Genomic DNA, 21284 nt, shown 5'->3' with positions numbered 1-21284 from the left:
GACCCAGGAGGACACGGGTGGACGCCTTCAACCCCACCACCAAGACCCAGCAGGCGATCTCGGCCGCTGCCCAGGCGGCGACACTCGCCGGCAACCCGGATGTCGGTCCCACTCACCTGCTCGGCGCCTTGCTGGCCCAGGGTGACGGCATCGCCGCCCCCCTGCTCGAGGCCGTCGGCGCCGACGCCGCGGCGGTGCGCGCCGAGCTCACCCAGCTCGGTCAGCGGCTCCCCGCCGCGGCCGGCTCGACCGTCAGCGCCCCGCAGCTCTCGCGGGAGGCGCTGGCGGCGATCACCGCCGCCCAGCAGCTCGCCACCGAGATGGGCGACGAGTACGTCTCCACCGAGCACCTGCTCGTCGGCCTCGCCGACAAGGGCGGCCCGGTGGCCGACCTGCTGCGCCGCCACGGCGCCACCCCCGACGCGCTGCGCGAGGCGTTCACCAAGGTGCGCGGCTCGTCGCGGGTCACGAGTCCCGACCCGGAGGGCACCTACCAGGCGCTGGAGAAGTACGGCCAGGATCTCACGGCCCGGGCCCGCGAGGGCAAGCTCGACCCCGTGATCGGGCGTGACACCGAGATCCGTCGCGTCGTGCAGGTGCTCTCCCGGCGCACCAAGAACAACCCGGTGCTGATCGGCGAGCCGGGCGTCGGCAAGACCGCGATCGTCGAGGGCCTGGCCCAGCGGATCGTGGCGGGCGACGTGCCCGAGTCGTTGCGCGACAAGCGCGTGGTCGCTCTCGACCTCGGCTCGATGGTGGCCGGCGCCAAGTACCGCGGCGAGTTCGAGGAGCGGCTCAAGGCCGTCCTCAAGGAGATCACCGACTCCGCCGGTGAGATCATCACCTTCATCGACGAGCTGCACACGATCGTCGGCGCGGGCGCGACCGGCGAGGGCGCGATGGACGCGGGCAACATGATCAAGCCGATGCTCGCCCGTGGCGAGCTGCGGATGGTCGGCGCCACCACGCTCGACGAGTACCGCCAGCACATCGAGAAGGACCCCGCGCTGGAGCGGCGGTTCCAGCAGGTGCTGGTCGGCGAGCCGTCCGTCGAGGACACCGTCGGCATCCTGCGTGGGCTCAAGGAGCGCTACGAGGTGCACCACGGCGTCCGGATCACCGACGCCGCGCTCGTCGCCGCCGCCACCCTGTCCGACCGCTACATCACCGCCCGGTTCCTGCCGGACAAGGCGATCGACCTCGTCGACGAGGCCGCGTCCCGGCTGCGCATGGAGATCGACTCCCGGCCCGTCGAGATCGACACCGTCGAGCGCGCGGTGCGCCGGCTGGAGATCGAGGAGATGGCGCTGGAGAAGGAGTCCGACGCCGCCTCGAAGGAGCGGCTCGCGGCTCTCCGTTCCGAGCTGGCCGAGAAGCGCGAGCAGCTGTCCGCGCTGACCGCCCGCTGGCAGAACGAGAAGGGCGCCATCGAGGCCACCCGCGAGCTCGCCGCCCAGCTCGAGCAGCTGCGTGGTGAGTACGAGCGCGCCGACCGCGACGGCGACCTCGGCCGGGCGTCCGAGCTGCTCTACGGCCGGATCCCGGCGCTGGAGAAGGAGCTCGCGGCCAAGACCGCCGACGTCGAGCGGACCGAGGACGTCATGCTCAAGGAGGAGGTCGGCCCCGACGACGTCGCCGACGTCGTCAGCGCGTGGACCGGTATCCCCGCGGGCCGCATGCTCGAGGGCGAGACGGCCAAGCTGCTGCGCATGGAGGACGAGCTCGGCAAGCGCGTCGTCGGTCAGGCCGAGGCCGTCCGCTCGGTGTCCGACGCGGTGCGCCGGGCACGGGCCGGGATCGCCGACGAGAACCGCCCGACCGGGTCGTTCCTGTTCCTCGGCCCGACCGGCGTCGGCAAGACCGAGCTCGCCAAGGCGCTGGCGGAGTTCCTGTTCGACGACGAGCGCGCCATGGTGCGCATCGACATGAGCGAGTACTCCGAGAAGCACTCGGTGGCCCGCCTCGTCGGCGCCCCGCCCGGCTACGTCGGCTACGACCAGGGCGGCCAGCTCACCGAGGCCGTGCGGCGCCGCCCCTACACGGTGGTGCTGTTCGACGAGGTGGAGAAGGCCCACCCGGACGTCTTCGACACGCTGCTGCAGGTGCTCGACGACGGTCGGCTCACCGACGGCCAGGGCCGCACGGTCGACTTCCGCAACACGATCCTGGTGCTGACGTCGAACCTCGGCTCGCAGGCGATCGCCGACCCGGCACTCGACGACGCGGCCCGCAAGGACGCGGTCATGTCGGTGGTGCAGCGGCACTTCAAGCCGGAGTTCCTCAACCGGCTCGACGACGTCGTGGTCTTCCACGCGCTGTCGACCGAGGAGCTGACCCACATCGTCGACATCCAGCTCGGCGTGCTGGGCAACCGGCTGGCGCGGCGGCGGCTCACGCTCGACGTGTCCGACGCGGCGCGCGAGTGGCTGGCCATGAACGGGTTCGACCCGGTCTACGGCGCGCGGCCGCTGCGCCGGCTGGTCCAGTCGTCGATCGGCGACCAGCTGGCCAAGGAGCTGCTCGCGGGGGCCGTCCGTGAGGGCGACACCGTCCGGGTCGACCTCGACCCGTCGGCCGCGGGCGGCACCGGCGGACTGATCGTCGGCCGGGCCAGCTCGCCCGTCACCGTCTGACTCACGACCTCACGACACTCCTGCGCGGGTGGCGCGGGGTTCGCGACCGGAACCGATCCGGCGCGAACGCCCGCGCCACCCGCGTCGTGCGTTCTAGCGTCCGCGGCCATGACGACACACGAGAGCGGCCCGGAGGCCTGGCTCGACGGCTACCGCCTGCGACTCGACGACGCCGCCGCCCGCGCCGAGCGGCTCGGCGGCGAGCTCGCCGCCGTCACGGGGACGGCCCGCAGCCGCGACGGCGCCGTCACCGCGACGACGTCGCCGTCCGGTGCGCTCGTCGGGCTCGCGCTGGGGCCGCAGGCCGAGTCCCTGGGCCGTGAGGGGCTGGCCGCCGAGATCGTCGCGACGGCGGCGGCCGCCCGCGCGATCGCCGCCGCCCGGGCGGTCGAGGTCGCGGAGGGCGTCGTCGGAGGCGCGGGGGCGACGATCGACCTGCTGCGCTCGGCGCTCGTCGGGGCGCCCCGATGACACCCTCTGTGTCAACCTCAAGATCGTCAGGCTGCGGTCGGTGGGTTGAGTTGGCGGGCTGCCCCGCCATGGCGGGCGGGGTCGTAGGGCTGTCCGTTGTTCCAGCAGCGCCAGATCACTCGAACCCAGGCTCTGGCGAGGATCCGGATCGCGTGCGGATGGTCCTTGCCGCCGGCGATAGCTCGCCGGTAGATGCCGGCGGCCCAGGGACTGGAGTGGCGGGAATTGTCGGCGAAGGTGGTCAACGCGACGCGCAGCCGCTTGTTACAGGCCCAACGGAAACTCACCGCGTGGTGCTTGCCCGACGCGCGGGTGACCGGGACCAGCCCGGCGAGGGCAGCGATGGCATCCGGTCCGGAGTAGGCGTCGGTTCGGCGAGCTCAGCGCGGATCTGGGCGGCGTTGACCAGTCCGGCGCGGGGGAAGCTGGTGAACACCTTTCCGTCGGGGTGGGCGTGCAGGTGCGCGGCGTTGGACCGGTCGAGGTCCTTGATCGCTGTGTTGAGCGCGGTCAGGACCGCGATCAGGGCGAGGACGGCGTCGCGCAGCGCGTCGGACACGACTGCGCCGCTGACACCGGCCGGTGCGGCGCGCAGCCGGGTGAGCAGCTCGGCGGGGCTGCGACGTCCGGAGTAGCCGTGCTTGATGCAGAACGCCGCCATCCGCTTCTCCCCGAGGTGCGCGGCATGATCGGGGGTCGGATAGCGGTGAAGGAACGCCAGACTGATCGCCGAGGTCACCTCGGCGAAGATCTCCTTCGCCCCGGGCCAGGCCGTGTCCAGCAGCGCGGCGAGCTGGTTGCCCGCCGCGACACGGGCGGCGACCAGATCCGAGCGGGTGCGCGACACCAGACGCAGCGCGCGGGTGTCCTCGGACAGGGGGGTCGCCGCCCGCAGCCGATGCGCGCGCAGACGCAGGTACTCGGCGATCACGTGAGCGTCACCGGGATCAGACTTCGCCCCGGAGATCACCTCACCCTCACGCCAGGTCTTGATCGCGTTCGGCTTCACCGCCACCACCGGGTAGCCGGCGGCGAGCAGCGCGTCGACCAGCCGCCCGTCCGGGCGCTCGATGGCCACCGGCACCCCGCCCGGCTCACCCAGCTTGGCGAGTCGGCGGATCAGACCGGTGAACCCCGCCGCGGTGTGCTCCACGCCGAACCCGGTGACTCGACGCCCGGACGAGTCGAGAACGCATACCGCATGGTTCGTCGCGGCCCAGTCGATCCCCACGAAGTACTCGGCACCCACCAGCGACACGTTCGTCGCCTTCCTGTCCACAGTGGGCAGGACACGGTCGAGAGCCCGGCCCCGAGTCGAGTGGTCACTGACCGGCACTCAACACCGCAGCAGCCCTCTGTCGTCGATCTCAGACCGGGCAGGAACCGGGGGCGGCAGTGTCATCGCGGCCGTCTCACGGCGACCGACGCGGGCCGTCACCCCGGCTCCCGACCGTTTCCTACCACAGAGGCCCTCATGACCCCCGCACAGAAGAGGGTGGACCAGTGACCGACGGCGGCTACACCGTCGACGTCGTGATGCTGGCCCGGCACGGGGCCGACGTCGGTGCCGTCGCGGGGAAGATCCGGGAGGCCGCGGTCGCCGGGAGCCGGCTCGGACCCGACGCGTACGGCCTGGTCGGTCGGGTGTTCAGCGGCGCGGCGATCCGGGGTGCGCAGGGCGCGGCCCGAGCGGTCACGACTCTGGCCGACGCGGGCGCGCGCACCGCGCAGCACCTCGGGGAGGCCGCGGCGGCCTACGCGGAGGCGGAGCGCCGGGCCGCCGGGCTGTGGCGGACGGTCGGGCGATGACCGTCGTCGCCCCACCGGACAGCGCCCGGGCCGGCCTGTCCGCCGACGTCGCCGTCCGTCCGGAGGAGACCTCCGCGGTGGCCGGCGCGGGCGTCGTCGAGAGCGTCGCCGAGGCGGCAGGGGCGATCGGCGAGGGCGACCCCGCGACCATCGCGATCAAGGCCGCGTCGGCGGGGATCGACGTGCTCGGCGTCGTCGTCGACCCGTTCGGCGGCCTGGCGTCGGCCGGGGTGGGCTGGTTGATCGAGCACGTGTCGTTCCTGCGCGAACCGCTCGACGCCCTCGCCGGCGATCCCCGCGCCATCACGGCCGAGGCCGCGGCGTGGGCGGGCGTCGCCACGCGGCTCTCGTCGGCGGCCACCGTCAACGCCGAGGGCCTGCGGACGGTCCGCGGCTGGGACGGCGCCGCCGCCGCCGCGTACCGCGCCGCCGCCCACGAGTGGACCGGCGGGCTGCGGGTCGCGGCCGAGGAGGCCCACACGGTCAGCGGGGAGCTCCTCGACTCCGCCGCGAACGTCGCGACGGTCCGTTCGACGATCCGCGACGCGATCGCCGACTTCGTCGGCGGCCTGGTCGGCCCTGCACTGGTGGCGGCCGCGGCGGCGGCGTTCACGGCCGGCACGTCGTTGCTGGTGTGGGTCGCCGACGTCGTCGCCGCCGCGGTGGCGCTCGCCCGGCGGTGCGTGGCGTTGGTGCAGAAGGTGATCGGATGCCTCGGCGCGGCCGCGGAGCGGCTCGCCGGCGTCCTGCGCCGGCTCGACGGGATCGCGGCCAGGGCGGAGGAGATCCTCGACGGCGCGCCCGGTGTGGCCCGCTGGGTGGGCGAGAACCCGCTGCGGGTTCCCGACGGGATCGAGAAGGTCGAGAAGGTCGCCGGTGGCACGGTCGTCGGCACCGGGCTCACATGGCTCGACGAGCAGCACGGCGCGGCCGCCGCGGGCCGGGGGTGACGCCGAACGGGCGAGTGACCGGCGCGTTACCGGACGTGGCGGGGCTGCGCGGCTAGGCTCCGCGCCGTGGGCAACGCGTCGGTCTGGTTCGTCATCGCCGTGGTCGCGCTCCTGGCCGGGATCGGGCTCCTGATCGCCGACCGCACCCGCGGCGACGGGGGCACCCGCGACCGCAGGCGCTGGGCCGCCCTGCGGGAGTGGGAGTACGCCGACAGCGACCCCGTGCTGCCCAGCCGCTGGCGTTACGGGACGATCCACCAGGGTGGGCCCGGCGTGGCCCGCAACCTGGTCAGCGGCACCGTCCCGACCCACCAGGGCCCGCGTCAGGCCTACGTGTTCGACCACGAGCAGCACGGCCGGATCAGCTCGGTGCTCGCCGCCGTGCAGGTGCAGTCGCAGCTGCCGGCCGCCGTCGAGCTGCGGCTGCCCTCGGCGCCGCTGCCCGACGACGCCGGGCTCGACCTGCTCGCGCCCGTCGGTGAGCGCTACGCGTTCGTCTCCGACGCCGAGGCCGTCAAGCCGCTGCTCACCCCGGAACTGGCCACGGCGGGCGACGCCGTCGGCGACGACATCGAGCTGCTCTGGGCCGAGGACGCGTGGGTGCTCGCGGCGGCGCCCGTCGACAGCAGCACCGAGCGGCTGCAGGACCTGCTCGCCGACATGGCCGAGGTCGCGCACGCGCTCGAAGAGGGCCAGGGTGCCGCCCGCCACCGGCTGAGCAAGAACTGACCCCGATCGGAACCGAACCGGCGCGGCGCCACCGGACGCACGGTGGGTAGGGGGCGTCCGACAGATCACTCGCCGCGGTCTCGGCGCCCGGACGGCCCGTGGCTGCGTTGTCGCCGGGCCCGAATACGCCCGGTATGCCGACCCGGCTCCGTCTTGCCACGAACCGCCCGGATCACCGAGCCCATCGACGGCGATCCGTCAGACACCCTTAGGGTCATCGCGTGCCCACAGCACTGATCACCGGCGCGACCGCAGGCATCGGCGCGGCCTTCGCCGCGCGGCTCGCGACGGACGGGCACGATCTCGTCCTCGTCGCCCGCGACGCCGAGCGGCTCCGTGCCGCGGCGCAGCGGCTCGGCGCCGGCGGCGTCGGTGTCGACGTCGAGGTCCTCCCCGCCGACCTCGCCACCGCCGACGGTCGCGCGCGTGTGGCGCACCGGCTCGCCGACCCCGACGTCGCACCCGTCGACCTGCTGGTCAACAACGCGGGCATGTCGCACCGGACGCGGTTCGTCGACACCTCCGCCGAGGACCTCCGCCACCAGCACGACGTCAACGTCACCGCGGTCATGGAGCTGACGAGGGCGGCCCTGCCCGGGATGCTGAGCCGTGGGCGCGGGGCGGTGGTCAACGTGTCGAGCGTGCTGGGTCTGGTCCCCGGGCAGGGGTCGATCTACAGCGCCGACAAGGCGTGGGTCACCTCGTTCACCGAGGCCGTCGCGGCGTCGACGGCGGGCACGGGCGTGCGCGCGCTGGTCCTGTGCCCCGGCTTCGTCCGCACCGAGTTCCACGAGCGCGCCGGCATGAACGTCGGCGACCGCACCGGGCCGTTGTGGCTCGACGCCGACCGCGTCGTCGACGACTGCCTCGCCGACCTGGCGAAGGGCCGCGTCGTGTCCGTGCCCAGCCCGCAGTACAAGACGATCGTCGGCGTGGTGGATCTGCTGCCGCGCGGGCTGGTCCGCCGCCTCGCCGGCCGCATGGGCCGGCGTTGAGGGTCCCCGAGGAAGGCACTTCCATGAGCGAGCGCAGCCGCGCCACAGATCGGCATCCGGGCGGGCGAGCGGACCGGCGGCACCGCGCCTGCGCGGTGCGGCGCACGAGCCCCGCCGAGGCGGTCCGATGAGCCACCCCGACACCGACCGCGAGCGGCTCGCGACGCTCGTCCGTGAGCTGGGCGTCGTCCACGGCCGGGTGACCCTCGCCTCGGGTGCCGAGGCCGACTACTACGTCGACCTGCGCCGCGTCACGCTCCAGCACGAGGCGGCCCCGCTCGTCGGCAGGCTGCTGCGGGTGCTCACCGCCGACTGGGACTTCCAGGCCGTGGGTGGGCTGACGTTGGGCGCCGACCCGGTGGCCGACGCGATGCTGCACGCCGCGGCGGCCGACGGTGTCGCCCTCGACGCGTTCGTCGTCCGCAAGGCGACGAAGGAGCACGGCATGCAGCGCCTCGTCGAGGGGCCGGACATCGCGGGCCGCCGGGTGCTCGTCGTCGAGGACACGTCGACCACGGGTGGCTCGGTGCTGACCGCTGTGCGGTCCGTCCGCGAGGTGGGCGCCGAGATCGTCGGGGTGGCGACCGTCGTCGACCGGGACACGGGCGCCAAGGAGGCCATCGAGGCCGAGGGGCTGCCCTACCGGGCGTTGCTGAGCCTCGCGGACATCGGGCTCTAGTCCGAACGGACGCCGTGGCCGCTGGCCCGGACGGGTGTCGCGGGTCGAGGGCCGCTGGGCCGAAACGAAGCCGCAACCTGTTCGGCCCAGGCAACGGCCAGGTTCGTGCCTCATACTCATTTTGGTCACGAGAAGGTCACGCAGGGGGGAAGCCGTGGTCGTCCCACGTCTGCGAGCCGCGGTACTGGGTCTCGCCGCAGCCGCGGCGCTGCTGGCCGCGTGCGGGGGGCCGAGCGCCACGTACGTCACCAACTCCGCCGACAAGACCTACCTGAAGGTGCCGAACACGTGGCACCAGATCGACCCGGCGCAGTTCACCGCCGCGCTCGGGACGCCGCCTGCCGACAGCAGCGCCGAGGGCACCTGGATCGTCGGGTACGACGCCGACTCCGCCCCCGAGCTCCAGCACATGTTCGACCCGCAGACGGAGGAGCCGCTGGTGCTCGTCAGCGTCGACGGGGTGCCGGAGAAGTCGCGCGGTCAGGTGAGCCTCGACGTGATCCGGGACTTCCGCTTCCCGGTCTCGGCCTCGGCCCGCCAGGACCTCATGCTGTCCGGCTCGGCGTCGCGGCTCACCGACTTCCAGATGATCGCCGACGAGGTCCTCACACCGGGCCACGGCGTGCGCGGGGTGCACTCGGTCTACGTCTACCGGCTCGACGGCGGGCCGCCCCAGGTCTTCGACCAGCTCGGCTACCTCAACGACGACGCCAGCAAGGTCTACATGGCGATCGCGCGGTGTTCGGCCGACTGTTTCCAGAAGCGACAGTCCGAGATCGAGGGCGTCGTGAACTCGTTCACCGTGCGGGAGGACAGCCCATGACGGCCCCCGACATGACGAAGGCCGGCGACGGGACGGAGGCGCAGCACCACCACGTCCCCCCGCCGGAGCGACCGACGACGCGCAAGCCCATGCCGATGTGGAACCGCATCCGGCTGCTGCTGTTGTTCGCCGTGGCGTTCTTCGTCATCGTCTGGGCGGCGATGGCGGACAACCCGCTCATCTCCTTCGCCGACTCGCTGCGCATCCAGATCTACGAGTCACAGTGGCTGATCTGGCTCGCCGGGCTGGAGCTGCTGCGCCAGCTCCACTACTTCGTCTCCGAGCGCTCCGTCGGCTACCACCGGTTCTGGTCCGAGAAGGTCTTCGGCGGCTTCGACCGGGCCGTGAAGAAGCGGTTCTCCGACTGGACCCGGTTCCGGCTCAGCCGGCTGATCAAGATCGTCGCGCTGCTGGTGCTGTTCGCGTTCGTCGCCGCCGCGATCCTGGAGACCTCGCCGGTCCTCGCGGTGTTCCAGCTGCCCGCGCTGATCTGGCAGGCGATGCCGCTGATCCTGCAGCTGCTCTTCGCCTTCTTCTTCATCGCGTTCCAGTTCATCGGGCTGTTCTGGCTGCTCTCCCGCGGTGGCGTCGACACCTACTACCCGGACGACATCAAGACCCGGTTCACCGACGTCTGGGGCCAGGACCACGTCCTGGACCGGATCCGCGAGAACATCATGTACCTGGAGCGGCCCGAGGAGATCGAGGCCAAGGGCGGCTACGTCCCCGGCGGCATCCTGCTGTGGGGGCCGCCCGGTACCGGCAAGACGCTGATGGCCGAGGCCGTCGCGGGCGAGACCGGCCGGCCCTACGTCTTCGTCGACCCCGGCGCGTTCATCAACATGTTCATGGGCGTCGGCATCCTCAAGGTCAAGTCGCTGTTCCGCAAGCTGCGCAAGCTGTCCCTGCGCTACGGCGGCGTGATCGTCTTCTTCGACGAGGCCGACGCGCTGGGCAACCGCGGCTCGCTCGCGCAGGTCGGCCCCGGCGGCGGGCCCCGGGGCATGGCCGCCCCGCCGTTCCACGCCGCCGGCTGCCACGGCTTCTCCTACCTGTCGGAGGACACCCGCTCCCTGCTCACCCGGGAGGCGATGCGCTCGATGCCGGCGCCCGAGCCGGAGCGGCGCAGCCGGTTCGTCATGGGCGGGATGAACGGCGGCGGTGGCGGCATGGGCACGCTGCAGGCGCTGCTCACGGAGCTGTCCGGCCTGAAGAAGCCACGTGGCCTGCTCAACCGGTGGGGCCGCCGCGCCCTCGGCATGCGGCCCAAGCCGCCGCCCAAGTACCGGATTCTCGTCATGATGGCGACGAACATGCCCGAGGCGCTCGACGAGGCGCTGCTGCGACCGGGTCGCATCGACCGCATCTACAAGGTCGGCTACCCCAGCAAGGCCGGGCGCATCCGCACCTACCAGGGCTACTTCGACAAGGTCCCGCACGAGATCACCGACGAGCACCTCGACAAGCTCGCCACCATCACCCCGTACGCCACGGGCGCGACGATCAAGGACCTGGTCAACGAGGCCCTGATCACCGCGATCCGCGACGGCCGCGAGGTCATCACCTGGCGCGACGTGTTGCGCGCCAAGCAGCTCAAGGACCTCGGCCCGCCGGAGGACGTCGAGTACATCGAGCGCGAGCGGCACGCCGTCGCCGTGCACGAGGGCTGTCACGCCGTCGTCGCGTTCCGGGTGCGCGAGCACATGGAGATCGACCTCGCGACGATCGAGAAGGGCTCGGACTACCTCGGCATGGTCGCGAGCATCCCGCCGGAGGACCAGTTCACCCGCTGGCGCTCGGAGTACGAGGCCGACATCCTCGTCTCGCTCGCGTCGCTGGCCGGGGAGCGGATGTTCTTCGACGGCGACAGCTCCTCCGGCGTGTCCGGCGACCTCGAGTCGGCGACGACCCTCGCGTCGTTCATGGAGGGCTTCTGGGGAATGGGCGCGACGGTGTCGTCGTACTCGACGGCGCGCCGGCTCGAGGTCGGCAGCCCGGGCGGGGGCAAGGGCGCTCCCGGCAAGGGCGGCGAGAGCACCGAGGTCGTGCTGCGGCGGGCGCTGGCCGACCGCATCGAGGACCATCTCGGGCGGCTGCTCGACCGGGCCGAACAGATCCTGGAGGACAACCGCTCCTCGGTGCTCGCGATCGCCCACGCGCTGGAGACGCACAAGACGCTCTCCGGCGAGGACGTCGAGGCCGTGCTCAACGGCACGGTCGGGCCCGGCGTCGACGGGCGCATCTACAGCGACCCGGAGTTCCTCGCGCGGCTGGAGGAGTACCACGCCGCGGCGGTCGGGGCGCACGTCGGGCACACGGCCGTCCAGCTCGCGCTGCCGGTCGTGCGGCTGCACGAGGACCCGCCGACCAGCGCCGCGGCGACGCCGGCACCGCCACCCACCCAGTCGTGACCCGTCCCGGTCCGCGCGACCTCCGGCGGGTCACGTCGGACACAGAGAGGCTCACTGCCGACGGTCGAGCAACCGGGCGAGGTTGCTGGTAGCCCGCCGTCGCGACGCCGACGACCGATCGCCGGCGATCCGCCGGACCTGGGCCGGATCCCCGGGCGCGTGGGGTGGCGGAACGGTGGCGGACGGCGCCGGGGAGCATGGCGTCGTGAGCACGGGTGAGGAGCCGGGGGCGACGGAGTGGGCAGTCCCCGGGCAGGTGGGCGTCGGGCCGTGGGAGGGCGCACCGCCGTCCGACCCGCGGTACGACCCGGAGCTGCTGGCGGGCGGGGACCGGCGCAACGTCGTCGACGCGTACCGGTACTGGCGCCGCGAGGCCGTGGTCGCCGATCTCGCGAGCCGCGCGCACCCCTTCCACGTCGCGATCGAGAACTTCGGCCACGACCACAACATCGGGACGGTCGTGCGCACGGCCAACGCGTTCGCCGCGGCAGGGGTGCACATCGTCGGGCGCAGGCGCTGGAACCGGCGCGGCGCGATGGTGACCGACCGGTACCAGCAGCTCCACCACCACGAGGATGCCGCGGCGCTCGCGGCGTGGGCGGCGGACCGGGGACTGCCGGTCGTCGCCGTCGACAACACCGCGGGCGCGGTGCGGCTGGAGACGACCGCGTTGCCCCGACGCTGCGTGCTGCTGTTCGGCCAGGAGGGCCCGGGCCTCACCGACACCGCCAGGGCGTCGGCGGCACGGCTGGTGTCGATCGCCCAGTTCGGGTCGACGCGCTCGATCAACGCGGGGGTCGCGGCCGGGATCGTCATGCACGCGTGGGTCCGCGAGCACGCGGACCTGCGGAATGCCTGGTAGCACCCACTGGTGGAGGGGCCTGGAGCGACGCCCGCCGCGGGGGGTGACGAGAACGGTCGCCGGTGTCGCTGCTCACGACCTGTTCTAATGGATAGACAGGGCTATGAGCATTAGGCATCATCGGAGGAGGGAACGTCCGTTCCCGACCTCGGGAGGCACACATGGCCGGTCACGGTTTCCACGCGGGCGAGGTGGCCGTGCAGCAACGCGCAGGGGTCAGCGGCGACGCCGCGCGACTCGCCGGGATGCTCGCGGCACCCGACCTGCGTGGTGGCGCCGAGCGCTTCCTGGCCGATCGCACGTTCGCCGCCCTGACCGCGCGCGACGCCGGTGGGCGGCTCTGGATCTCCCCGCTGACCGGCGATCCCGGGTTCCTCGAGGTCGCGGACGAGACCACGTTGCGGGTGCACGGCCGGCCCGCCGCGGGCGACCCGCTGCACGACGTCCCCGCGGGCCAGGCGGTCGGGCTGATCGCGGTCGACTTCGCGCGGCGGCGGCGCATCCGCGTCAACGGCACGCTCGCCGTCTCGGGTGCCTCCGGGCTCGTGGTCGCGGCCGAGCAGGCCTTCGGCAACTGCCCGCAGTACATCCAGCAGCGCGTCCTCGACAGCACCGCGCACGTCGGGTCGTCCGGGGCAGTCCGGCGCGGGGCGGCACTCGGCGACGCCGACGTCGCGCTGGTCCGGAACGCCGACACGTTCCTGCTGGGCACCACCCATCCCGACCGTGGCAGCGACGCATCCCACCGCGGCGGCGCCCCGGGCTTCGTCCGCGTCGAGAACGCACACGAGCTGTGGTGGCCGGACTATCCGGGCAACAACCTGTTCAACAGCCTCGGCAACATCGCGGTCGACCCGGCGGCGGCGCTGCTGTTCCTCGACTTCGCGACCGGTACGACGCTGCACCTGTCGGGCACGGCCGTGATCGACTGGGAGGGTCTGCCGGAGCCCGCCGCCGACGACCGCACCGGCCGTCGGGTCCGCTTCACCGTCGAGGCCACGGCGAGCGGGTCGACGTCCGTGCACGCCGACGACGTCGTCGCCTCCCCGTGGAACCCGCCGCTCACCGCGCCCTGACCGGTTGTGGGCGTCGGCCGGTCAGGACGGCGGGACGAGGACGATCCGGCCCTCGGCGGCACCGGCGCGGTGGCGCCGCCAGGCCGCAGTGGCGTCGTCGAGTGCGGCGGTCTCGTGGGCGACGGTCAGCTCGCCGCGGGCGGCCAGCCGCGCGACGACGACGAGTGCCGACGACCGCTGCTCCGCGGTGAGCTCGTTGTTGGTGTAGCCGAGCACCCGCAGGGAGCGGCTGCGCAGCGTGGACGAGTCGATCGGGCTGGTCTCCGCCGCGGACGAGCCGAGGTTCACCAGCCGGCCACCGGGTCGCAGGGCGCGCAGGGCCGCGGCGGCGGGCACCCCGAAGACGGGGTCGAGCACGAGGTCGGCCGAGCCGCCCGCCGCGGCGCGGAGCCGGGCGGCGATGCCCGCGACGTCGTCGGACCCGGTCTCCACGACCGCGTCGGCGCCCGCCCGCAGCGCGCGCTCGGCTGCGGCCGGCGACCGGACACCCGCGACGACGTGCGCGGCGCCGGCGACCCGCGCGAGCTGGATCGCCGCCTGCCCGACCACGCCGCCGGCACCGAGGACGATCACCCGTTCCCCCGGCTGCAGCTCGCCGCGCCACGTCAGGGCCATGTGCGCGGCGACCGCCGAGAGCCCGAGCGCCGCGACGAGCACCGGGTCGGCGCCGTCGGGCAGCACGACCAGGTCGGCGCGGGCCGCGACGGCCGTCGTGGCCATGCTGCCGTCGCCCGGGCCCATCCCCGCCGTCGTCGGGAACCACACCGTCGCGCCCTCGACCCGGCCGACGCCCTGCACGCCCGGCACGTAGGGCATCTGCGGCATCCCGAAGTACGACGTCCCGGACGCGCACAGCACGTCGAGCGGCGTGATGGGCGCGGCGAGGACGTCGACCAGCACCTCACCGGCGCGCGGCACCGGACGCGGCCGGTCGGCCGGCTCCGGTGCGGAGCCGGCCGACCGGATCTCGACGGCCCGCACCGTGGACGTCACGTCGCGATGTCGGGGTAGGGCAGCGAGAAGTCCGCGAGCCGCTGCGCGTACTCACGCTGGAAGCCGAGCGGCTCGTCGTGGTCGCGCTCGAACATCGCGATGAACAGGGTCAACGTCAGGAAGGGGTGGGCGCCGAGCGCGAAGAGGGCCCGGTAGTCGTGCCCGGCGAGCGCGGCCCGTTCCGCGTCGTCGAAGGCGAGCCACGTCGACCGCTCGTCGGCGATGCAGCTGAGCAGCCGGTTGGCCTCCTCGGCCTCCCACCACGCCACGGTGCCGACCGGGTCCTCCCGGTAGCGCTCGACGAGCGCCGGGTCGCGGTCGACGGTGAAGAGGAACTTGTCGACCAGATACCTACTCACCGTCGATCCCTCCCGGGTACCAGGTGAAGTACGCCTCCATGGTGTGGAACAGGTCGTAGGTGTCGACGTAGTCGGCCTTCTGCCCCTCCCCCGCGACACCCATCATCAACATGAAGTCCATGAACCCGTGCGTGGCGTTACCGGGGGCGTGCAGGCTCTCCAGGCTGACCTCGGCGAGGCACTCCTCGATGTCGCCGCCCGCGATCCAGCCAACGGCCTTCTGGTCGAACTCCGGGTCGGGTCCGTGCGGGCCGAACTGCCGGGGGCCGCCCAGCTCCAGTGACAGGTGGCCGGTCCCGATCACGGCCACCCGCCGGTCGGACGGCCACGACTCGACGAGCTCGCGGATCGTGCGGCCGAGCTGCACGAACCGCGACGGCTGTGGCAGCGGCGGCGCGAAGATGTTGGTGTACACCGGCACGATCGGCAGGTCCGCCTGCGGACGCAGCGTGATGATCGGGCACGTGATCGAGTGGTCGATGCGCAGCTCGTTGGAGAACGCGAGGTCGAACCCCGCGTCGAGCCCGTGCCGCAGCACGTGGGCCGACAGGTCCTCCTGACCCGCGAGCGTCATCCGCGGCAGGCCGAACTCGCGTTCCTCGTTGTACCAGTTGGCGTCGTAGAACGGCGCCTTGCCGACCAGGAACTGCGGCATGTTGTCGAGCCACAGCTGGTGGAAGTGGTCGGACCCGACCATGACGAGCACGTCGGGGCGGGCCCGGGTGAGGGTCTCGCGGAACGCCTCGATCTTGCGTACCCACTCGTCGGCAAAGGGAGGCCGGTCGTCGCCGGTGGCGGTGCTCGCCCGGTAGTAGAACGGGTGGTGCGTGGACGCGATCACCGCGACCAGCTCAGCCATGGGCGCTCCCGGGCTCGTACGGTTCCGGCGCGATCGACCGGTTGTTCAGGTCGACGGAGAGGAAGATGTCGTTGGCGACGGGCCGGCGCAGCTCCTCGGCGAGCTGTCCGATCAGCCCGGCGGTGCGGGCCAGCAGCGCGAAGCCGCGCAGGAGCTCCATCGGCAGCCCGAGGTCGGCCAGCGCGGCACCGCACACCCCGGCGCCGTTGAGCGGCAGGGTCCGGCCGAGCACCTGGGGGTGGACGCGCCCGATCGCGGCGAACAGCGCCAGGTGCGGGCCGGCGACGCCCTCCTCCTCGGCGATGGCGAACAGCCGCGGCGTGCGGGGGTCGCCGTCCTTGTGCACGTGATGGCCCAGGCCGGGGACGAACCGGCGGGCGGCGCGCTGGGCCGTCACCGTCTCGAGGGCGATCGCGTCCCAGCCGGCGTCGTCGGTGGGCAGGGCCCCGTCGACGCCGGCCAGGACGTCGTGCAGGAAGCGGCCGCAGTCCTCGGTGACGCCGAGGAACCGGGAGCCGCCGCCGAGCAGGCCCGCGGCGAGGGCGCCCTGCACGGAGTCGGGGGCGGACAGGTACGTGAGCCGGGTGACGATCGCGGTCGGGGTGAACCCGTGGTCGGCGAGAGCGGCGAGGACGGCCTCGAACACCCGCGTCTCACCGCGCGAGGGGCGCCGCTGCGTCGCGAGCCAGAACGCCAGCTCGCCGAAGCCGACGCTGCCCATGACGTCGTCGGCGAGATCCGCGCCGAGCAGGGTGATCCGGTCGGGGCTCGACGCCCCCAGCGCCGTCGGGTACGTCCCGTCAGCCACGGTCGTCCTCCGGTTCCTTCGACAGCCATTCACGCAGCTCGGGGCCGTGCTCGTCGAGCCGCGGGGGCGGCAGCGCGTAGCCGGCCGGGGTGGCCGAGAAACGCACCGGGTGCCGCGTCGTCGGGACGGCGCGGTCGCCCTCGCCCACCTCGACGACCGGGTCGAGGCCCAGCCGCTCGGCCATCGCGAACCCGCCGTCGATGGTGTTGATCGGCCCGCACGGCACGCCGGCCGCGACGAGCAGGTCGAACCATTCGAGCGCACCCCGCGTGGCGAGCCGCTCGGTCAGGATCGGGCGCAGCACCTCGCGGTTGGCCGTGCGGTCGGCGTTGCGGGCGAAGCGCGGGTCGTCGGGCACGTCGGGGATGCCGAGGACCTCGCACAGCCTGCGGAACTGCCCGTCGTTCGCGGCGGCGACGATGAGGTCGTTGTCGGCGGTCGGGAGCGGTTCGTACGGGAAGACGCTCGGGTGCGCGTTGCCCATCCGGGTGGGCACGACGCCACCCGCGACGTAGGCCGAGCTGTGGTTCACCAGCCCCGTCAGCGCCGACGACAGCAGGTTGACCTCGACGTGCTGGCCCTCGCCGGTGGCGTCGCGGTGCCGTAGCGCGGCGAGGATGCCGATGACGGCGTGGTTGCCCGCCATTACGTCGAACACGGAGATGCCGGCGCGGTAGGGCGGCCCGTCGGGGTCACCGGTGAGGCTCATCAGGCCCGAGATCGCCTGGACCATCAGGTCGTAGCCGGGCACCCGCGCCCCGGCCCCGGCCCCGAACCCGCTGATCGACGCGTAGACGGTCGCCGGGTTCGCCGTCCGGACCGACTCGAAGTCCAGCCCGTACCTCGCGAGCCCACCGGGCTTGAAGTTCTGGATCACGACGTCCGCGCGCCGGGCCAGCTCCCGGCCGAGCGCCGCGTCGGCCTCGTCGCGCAGGTCGAGGACGATCGACCGCTTCCCGCGGTTGACGCCGAGGTAGTACGTGGAGTCCTCACCGCGCGACGGCGGGGTCCAGGTGCGCGTCTCGTCGCCGCTCGGGCCTTCGACCTTGACGACCTCGGCGCCCATGTCGGCGAGCAGCATCGTCGCGTAGGGCCCCGCGAGCACGCGCGAGAAGTCGGCCACGAGCAACCCCGCCAACGGTCCGGCGGCGTCCTTCCGGGCGATTTCTGACATCAGCAGCTCGATCCTTCGGCCGTCAGACGGACAGTCGTCCGTTGAAGGCGATGCTGCCACACCGACCGTCAGGACGCGACGGTCACGTGCGGGACGTTCGCCAGCCGCGCGAAGTCGGCGCTGATGTCGCCCGCGACCTGCAGCAGCGCCGGGAGGTGGTGCTCCAGCAGCGTCTCCACCGGCGTCTCCGCGGCGTGGGTGTTGACGTTGATGCCCGCGATGACCCGCCCGTCCCCGTCGCGCAGCGGCGCGGCGACGGAGCGGATGCCCAGCGTCAGCTGCTCGTCGGTCAGCGCCCAGCCTCGGGCGCGGACCTCCCGCAGCTCGGCGTCGCGCTCCTCGACACCGGGCTGCCACCGCGGGACCAGGCCCGAGCGCGTCGGCTCGGCCAGCACTCGCTCGAGCTCGTCCGGCGCGAGCGCGGCGAGCTGCACCTTCCCGAGCGAGGTCTGCAGCGCGGGGAAGCGCGTGCCGATCTGCACCGCCAGCGAGACGATCTTCGGCACCGCGACCCGCGCGACGTAGACGATGTCGGAGCCGTCGAGCTGCGCGATCGAGCACGACTCGTTGGTCCGTGCGACGAGCCGCTCCATGTGCGGGCGCGCGACGTCCCACAGGCCCATCGACCGCACATAGGCGACGCCGAGGTCGAGGACCCGCGGGGTGAGGGCGAAACCGTTGCCGTCGACGCGCACGTAGCCGAGCTCCTCGAGCGTCAGCAGGATGCGGCGCGCGGTGGGGCGGGCCAGTCCGGTCGCGGTCGCGACGTCGCTGAGCGACATGACCGGCCGGCCCGGCGGGAACGCGCGGATGACGTCCAGGCCACGGGCGAGGGCCTCGATGAAGTCGGGGCCCGTTCCCTCGCGCGGCATGCCACCACCTCTTCCGGTTCGTGCGGCGTCGACGACCAGGCTAGCGACCAGCTGTCCGGCACGCGGACGGAGCGTTGCGGACGGGCCGCGACGCGGCGTGCGACGGTGCATTGACAGGGTGACACGACCTGCGTGAGAGTGACCGATGTCCACAGGGGCCGGTGGGCGGACGTTCGTCCGTAGTAGCGCCGGATGCCACGCGAGGGAGCGGAAGCGATGAGCGACGTCAACCGGGACGCGACCGGACCGGACACCGTCCTGCGCGGTGGGACGGTGCTGCCGATGGACGACGCGCGCTCCGTGCTCCTCGACACCGACGTCCACGTCTCGGGACACCGCATCGTGGCCGTCGGCCCCGCGCTGACCGTCCCGGCGGGCACCGTCGAGATCGACGCCCGCCGCGGGATCGTCATGCCCGGCATGATCGACACCCACCGGCACATGTGGCAGACGGCCATGCGCGGCTACGGCGCCGACTGGACCCTCACCCAGTACTTCGTCTGGTACTACCTGGAGTCCGGCAGGCACTTCCGGCCGCAGGACGTCCACGCCGGCAACCTGCTCGCCGCGATCGAGTCCGTCGACGCCGGCGTGACGACGACCGTCGACTGGTCGCACGGCCTGCAGACCGTCGAGCACGCCGAGGCCGCCACCGACGCCCTGCGCTCCGTTCCGGGCCGCTTCGTCCTCGCCTACGGCAACATCCAGCAGGCGCCCTGGGAGTGGACCAACTCGCCGGACTTCCGCGCGTTCGCCCGCCGGGCCATCGACACCGGCGACGACATGCTGCGTTTCCAGCTGGCCTTCGACGTCACCGGCGATCCCGAGTTCCCCGAGCGCGCCGCCTACGAGGCGGCCCGCGAGCTCGGCGTCCCGGTCACGACGCACGCCGGGGTCTGGGGCGCCACCAACGACGAGGGCATCCGGCTCGCCCACGAGGCGGGTTTCCTCGACGAGACCAGTGTGTTCGTCCACGCCGCATCGCTGTCGGCCGACTCGTACAACCGCATCGCCGCCACCGGCGGCTCGGTGTCGATCTCCACCGAGAGCGAGCAGAGCGCCGGCCAGGGCTACCCGCCCAGCTGGGCGCTGCGTTCGCACGGCATCCCCGTCTCGCTGTCGATGGACACCAGCGTCTGGTGGAGCGGCGACCTGTTCTCCGCCATGCGCTCGACCCTCGGCGCCGACCGCTCCCGCGAGCACCTCGAGGCGCACGCCCGCAGCGAGACCGTCACGAACGCGTCGCTGCGCGCCGACCAGGTCGTCGAGTGGGCCACCCGCGGCGGTGCCCGGGCCCTGGGGCGCGACGGCGAGCTGGGCAGGCTCCAGGCCGGCTACAAGGCCGACGTCGTGCTGATCAAGAACGACGACTCGCCCGTGTCCTTCCCGCTGCTCAACCCGTACGGCCACGTGGTGTTCCAGGCCCAGCGCGGCGACGTGGACACCGTGATCATCGACGGCCGGATCGTCAAGCGCGACCACCGGCTCGTCGGGATCGACCTGGACCGGGCCCGTGCGGAGATCGACGACACCGTCAGCCACCTGCGCTCGACCATGGGCGAGGAGGCCTGGCAGGCGGGGATGAACCCGGAGATCCCGCAGACGAAGATCCTCGACAACCCCTACACGTACACCGACTACGCGTCGAGCAGCACCCACGGGCACTGAGGCGGGGCGGTCGGGCGCCGTCCCGGACCTGCGTCCCGGCTCTGCCAGGATCGGGGGCATGGGGGACAGCTGGGCGGAGCGGGCCGCCGCGGCGGAGACGGCGGTCCGGCGGCGGCACCTGCGCCGCATCGCCGGTGTCACGCCGGGGACCGGCATCGGCCGGATCGCCTGGCCGCGGCCCCGGGTGAGCAGGCCCTGGCCGTGGCACTACTGGTGGCAGGCGCACCTGCTCGACTGCCTCGTCGACGCCCAGCAGCGTGATCCGCAGGCCCGGCGCGGCGCGGCCGTCGCGGCACTGACGCGCGGGATCCGGCTGAAGAACCTCGGCCGCTGGACCAACGACTACTACGACGACATCGCCTGGTTCGGGCTCGCCGTCGACCGGGCCGGGACGCTCGCCCGCCGGTCCGGCCCCGGTGCGCTGCGGGCGGTGACCGACCGGTTGCGCGCGGGCTGGACACCCGACGGCGGCGGCGGGATCTGGTGGCGGCGCGCCGACGACTTCAAGAACGCCCCCGCCAACGGCCCCGCGGCGATCCTGCTGGCCCGGCGCGGGCAGGTGGCACTCGCGGCGGCGATCGTCGACTGGATGGCCGCCCAGCTCGTCGACCCGGGGACCGGGTTGGTCCGCGACGGCGTCCGGCTCGCCCCCGACGGCACCGTCCGTGAGGTGGCCGCGACGACCTACACGTACTGCCAGGGCGTGTACCTCGGGGCCTGCGTCGAGCTCGCCGAACGCGACGGCGACCCGCGCTGGGCCGAGCGCGCGGGCGCCGTCCTCGACGCGGTGTCGACACGGATGGCGGGTGCCGACGGCGTCGTCCCCGGCTACGACGACGGCGGCGACGGCGGGCTGTTCAACGGCATCCTCGCCCGCTACCTGGCCGATGCGGCACGCCGCCGGCCCGAGCTGGCCGCGCCGGCGCGGCGGCTGGTGCTCGCGAGCGCGGAGTCGGTGTGGGACAACCGGGCGGAGATCGCGACGGGCCCGGTGTTCGCGCACGACTGGCGTCGTCCTGCTCGGGTGCCGGCCCCGGGGACGCCCGAGGCGGACCTGTCGGTGCAGCTGTCGGGCTGGATGCTGCTGGAGGCGGCGGCGACGCTCGGGTGAGC

21 protein-coding genes are annotated in these 21284 nt (G+C 73.3%); 13 read left to right on the top strand and 8 right to left on the bottom strand.

All coding sequences use genetic code 11. From position 1 onward, the window contains the following. Window positions 1-17: 17 nt before the first annotated feature. Both clpB and PSED_RS32825 read left to right on the top strand, forming a co-directional pair. Window positions 18-2633, top strand: coding sequence for an ATP-dependent chaperone ClpB (gene clpB, locus PSED_RS32830; RefSeq protein ID WP_013678517.1), 2616 nt, complete (start codon window positions 18-20; stop codon window positions 2631-2633). A gap of 108 nt (window positions 2634-2741) precedes the next feature. Continuing rightward, window positions 2742-3104: a YbaB/EbfC family nucleoid-associated protein gene (locus tag PSED_RS32825; protein ID WP_013678516.1), complete on the top strand. Its 363-nt coding sequence runs from the start codon at window positions 2742-2744 to the stop codon at window positions 3102-3104. Window positions 3105-3130: 26 nt separating this feature from the next. Here PSED_RS32825 and PSED_RS32820 read toward each other — a convergent pair whose 3' ends face one another. After that, window positions 3131-3430 carry a hypothetical protein gene (locus tag PSED_RS32820; protein ID WP_233899503.1) on the bottom strand — a complete coding sequence of 100 codons (300 nt, stop codon included), beginning with the start codon at window positions 3428-3430 and terminating at the stop codon, window positions 3131-3133. Further along, window positions 3388-4383, bottom strand: coding sequence for an IS110 family transposase (locus tag PSED_RS32815; protein WP_233899235.1), 996 nt, complete (start codon window positions 4381-4383; stop codon window positions 3388-3390). The genes PSED_RS32820 and PSED_RS32815 overlap by 43 nt, the downstream gene beginning before the upstream one ends. A gap of 224 nt (window positions 4384-4607) precedes the next feature. Here PSED_RS32815 and PSED_RS32810 point away from each other — a divergent pair, with 224 nt between their 5' ends. The 9 genes from PSED_RS32810 to PSED_RS32770 all read left to right on the top strand — a co-directional run bounded on the left by PSED_RS32810 (window position 4608) and on the right by PSED_RS32770 (window position 13438). Then, the gene (locus tag PSED_RS32810) at window positions 4608-4913 is read left to right on the top strand and encodes a hypothetical protein (protein WP_013678515.1); all 306 of its coding nucleotides are present in this window, start codon (window positions 4608-4610) and stop codon (window positions 4911-4913) included. Beyond that, window positions 4910-5863 carry a hypothetical protein gene (locus tag PSED_RS32805; RefSeq protein WP_013678514.1) on the top strand — a complete coding sequence of 318 codons (954 nt, stop codon included), beginning with the start codon at window positions 4910-4912 and terminating at the stop codon, window positions 5861-5863. The genes PSED_RS32810 and PSED_RS32805 overlap by 4 nt, the downstream gene beginning before the upstream one ends. A gap of 66 nt (window positions 5864-5929) precedes the next feature. Then, a complete protein-coding gene (locus PSED_RS32800; RefSeq protein WP_013678513.1) occupies window positions 5930-6592 on the top strand; it encodes a type III secretion system chaperone family protein in 663 nt (220 codons plus the stop codon). 221 nt (window positions 6593-6813) lie between these two features. Next, window positions 6814-7587 carry an SDR family NAD(P)-dependent oxidoreductase gene (locus PSED_RS32795; RefSeq protein WP_013678512.1) on the top strand — a complete coding sequence of 258 codons (774 nt, stop codon included), beginning with the start codon at window positions 6814-6816 and terminating at the stop codon, window positions 7585-7587. 127 nt (window positions 7588-7714) lie between these two features. After that, a complete protein-coding gene (pyrE, locus tag PSED_RS32790; RefSeq protein ID WP_013678511.1) occupies window positions 7715-8266 on the top strand; it encodes an orotate phosphoribosyltransferase in 552 nt (183 codons plus the stop codon). A gap of 154 nt (window positions 8267-8420) precedes the next feature. Beyond that, on the top strand, window positions 8421-9089 hold the full coding sequence (locus tag PSED_RS32785) for a hypothetical protein (RefSeq protein WP_013678510.1): 669 nt from the start codon (window positions 8421-8423) through the stop codon (window positions 9087-9089). Next, entirely contained in the window at window positions 9086-11500 is a 2415-nt protein-coding gene (locus PSED_RS32780; RefSeq protein ID WP_013678509.1) for an AAA family ATPase, read from the top strand. Before PSED_RS32785 ends, PSED_RS32780 begins: the two co-directional genes overlap by 4 nt. Before the next feature lie 205 nt (window positions 11501-11705). After that, window positions 11706-12362 carry a TrmH family RNA methyltransferase gene (locus PSED_RS32775; RefSeq protein WP_041763030.1) on the top strand — a complete coding sequence of 219 codons (657 nt, stop codon included), beginning with the start codon at window positions 11706-11708 and terminating at the stop codon, window positions 12360-12362. 161 nt (window positions 12363-12523) lie between these two features. Further along, the gene (locus PSED_RS32770; protein ID WP_013678507.1) at window positions 12524-13438 is read left to right on the top strand and encodes a PNPOx family protein; all 915 of its coding nucleotides are present in this window, start codon (window positions 12524-12526) and stop codon (window positions 13436-13438) included. Window positions 13439-13459: 21 nt separating this feature from the next. Here PSED_RS32770 and PSED_RS32765 read toward each other — a convergent pair whose 3' ends face one another. From PSED_RS32765 to PSED_RS32740, 6 genes are all read right to left on the bottom strand, one after another. Beyond that, on the bottom strand, window positions 13460-14431 hold the full coding sequence (locus PSED_RS32765) for a quinone oxidoreductase family protein (protein WP_013678506.1): 972 nt from the start codon (window positions 14429-14431) through the stop codon (window positions 13460-13462). Beyond that, window positions 14428-14790 carry a hypothetical protein gene (locus PSED_RS32760; protein WP_013678505.1) on the bottom strand — a complete coding sequence of 121 codons (363 nt, stop codon included), beginning with the start codon at window positions 14788-14790 and terminating at the stop codon, window positions 14428-14430. The genes PSED_RS32765 and PSED_RS32760 overlap by 4 nt, the downstream gene beginning before the upstream one ends. Then, complete coding sequence (locus tag PSED_RS32755; protein WP_013678504.1) at window positions 14783-15649, bottom strand: DODA-type extradiol aromatic ring-opening family dioxygenase; 867 nt, start codon at window positions 15647-15649, stop codon at window positions 14783-14785. Before PSED_RS32755 ends, PSED_RS32760 begins: the two co-directional genes overlap by 8 nt. After that, window positions 15642-16457: a citryl-CoA lyase gene (locus tag PSED_RS32750; protein ID WP_013678503.1), complete on the bottom strand. Its 816-nt coding sequence runs from the start codon at window positions 16455-16457 to the stop codon at window positions 15642-15644. Before PSED_RS32750 ends, PSED_RS32755 begins: the two co-directional genes overlap by 8 nt. Further along, window positions 16450-17631, bottom strand: coding sequence for a CaiB/BaiF CoA transferase family protein (locus tag PSED_RS32745; protein WP_013678502.1), 1182 nt, complete (start codon window positions 17629-17631; stop codon window positions 16450-16452). Before PSED_RS32745 ends, PSED_RS32750 begins: the two co-directional genes overlap by 8 nt. A 68-nt stretch (window positions 17632-17699) precedes the next feature. Further along, window positions 17700-18503, bottom strand: coding sequence for an IclR family transcriptional regulator domain-containing protein (locus PSED_RS32740; RefSeq protein ID WP_013678501.1), 804 nt, complete (start codon window positions 18501-18503; stop codon window positions 17700-17702). 216 nt (window positions 18504-18719) lie between these two features. On the opposite strand from PSED_RS32740, the gene PSED_RS32735 reads away from it, so the two are divergent. Both PSED_RS32735 and PSED_RS32730 read left to right on the top strand, forming a co-directional pair. Further along, complete coding sequence (locus PSED_RS32735) at window positions 18720-20171, top strand: amidohydrolase family protein (RefSeq protein ID WP_013678500.1); 1452 nt, start codon at window positions 18720-18722, stop codon at window positions 20169-20171. Between the two features lie 58 nt (window positions 20172-20229). Then, window positions 20230-21282, top strand: a complete 1053-nt coding sequence (locus PSED_RS32730) for a glycoside hydrolase family 76 protein (protein WP_013678499.1) — start codon at window positions 20230-20232, stop codon at window positions 21280-21282. Window positions 21283-21284 lie beyond the last annotated feature (2 nt).

It is taken from the genome of Pseudonocardia benzenivorans CB1190, assembly GCF_000196675.2.
GTDB classification, from domain to species: domain Bacteria; phylum Actinomycetota; class Actinomycetes; order Mycobacteriales; family Pseudonocardiaceae; genus Pseudonocardia; species Pseudonocardia benzenivorans.
The sequence above is the reverse complement of the archived record's forward strand: the minus strand, read 5'-3'. Positions and strand labels throughout refer to the sequence as shown.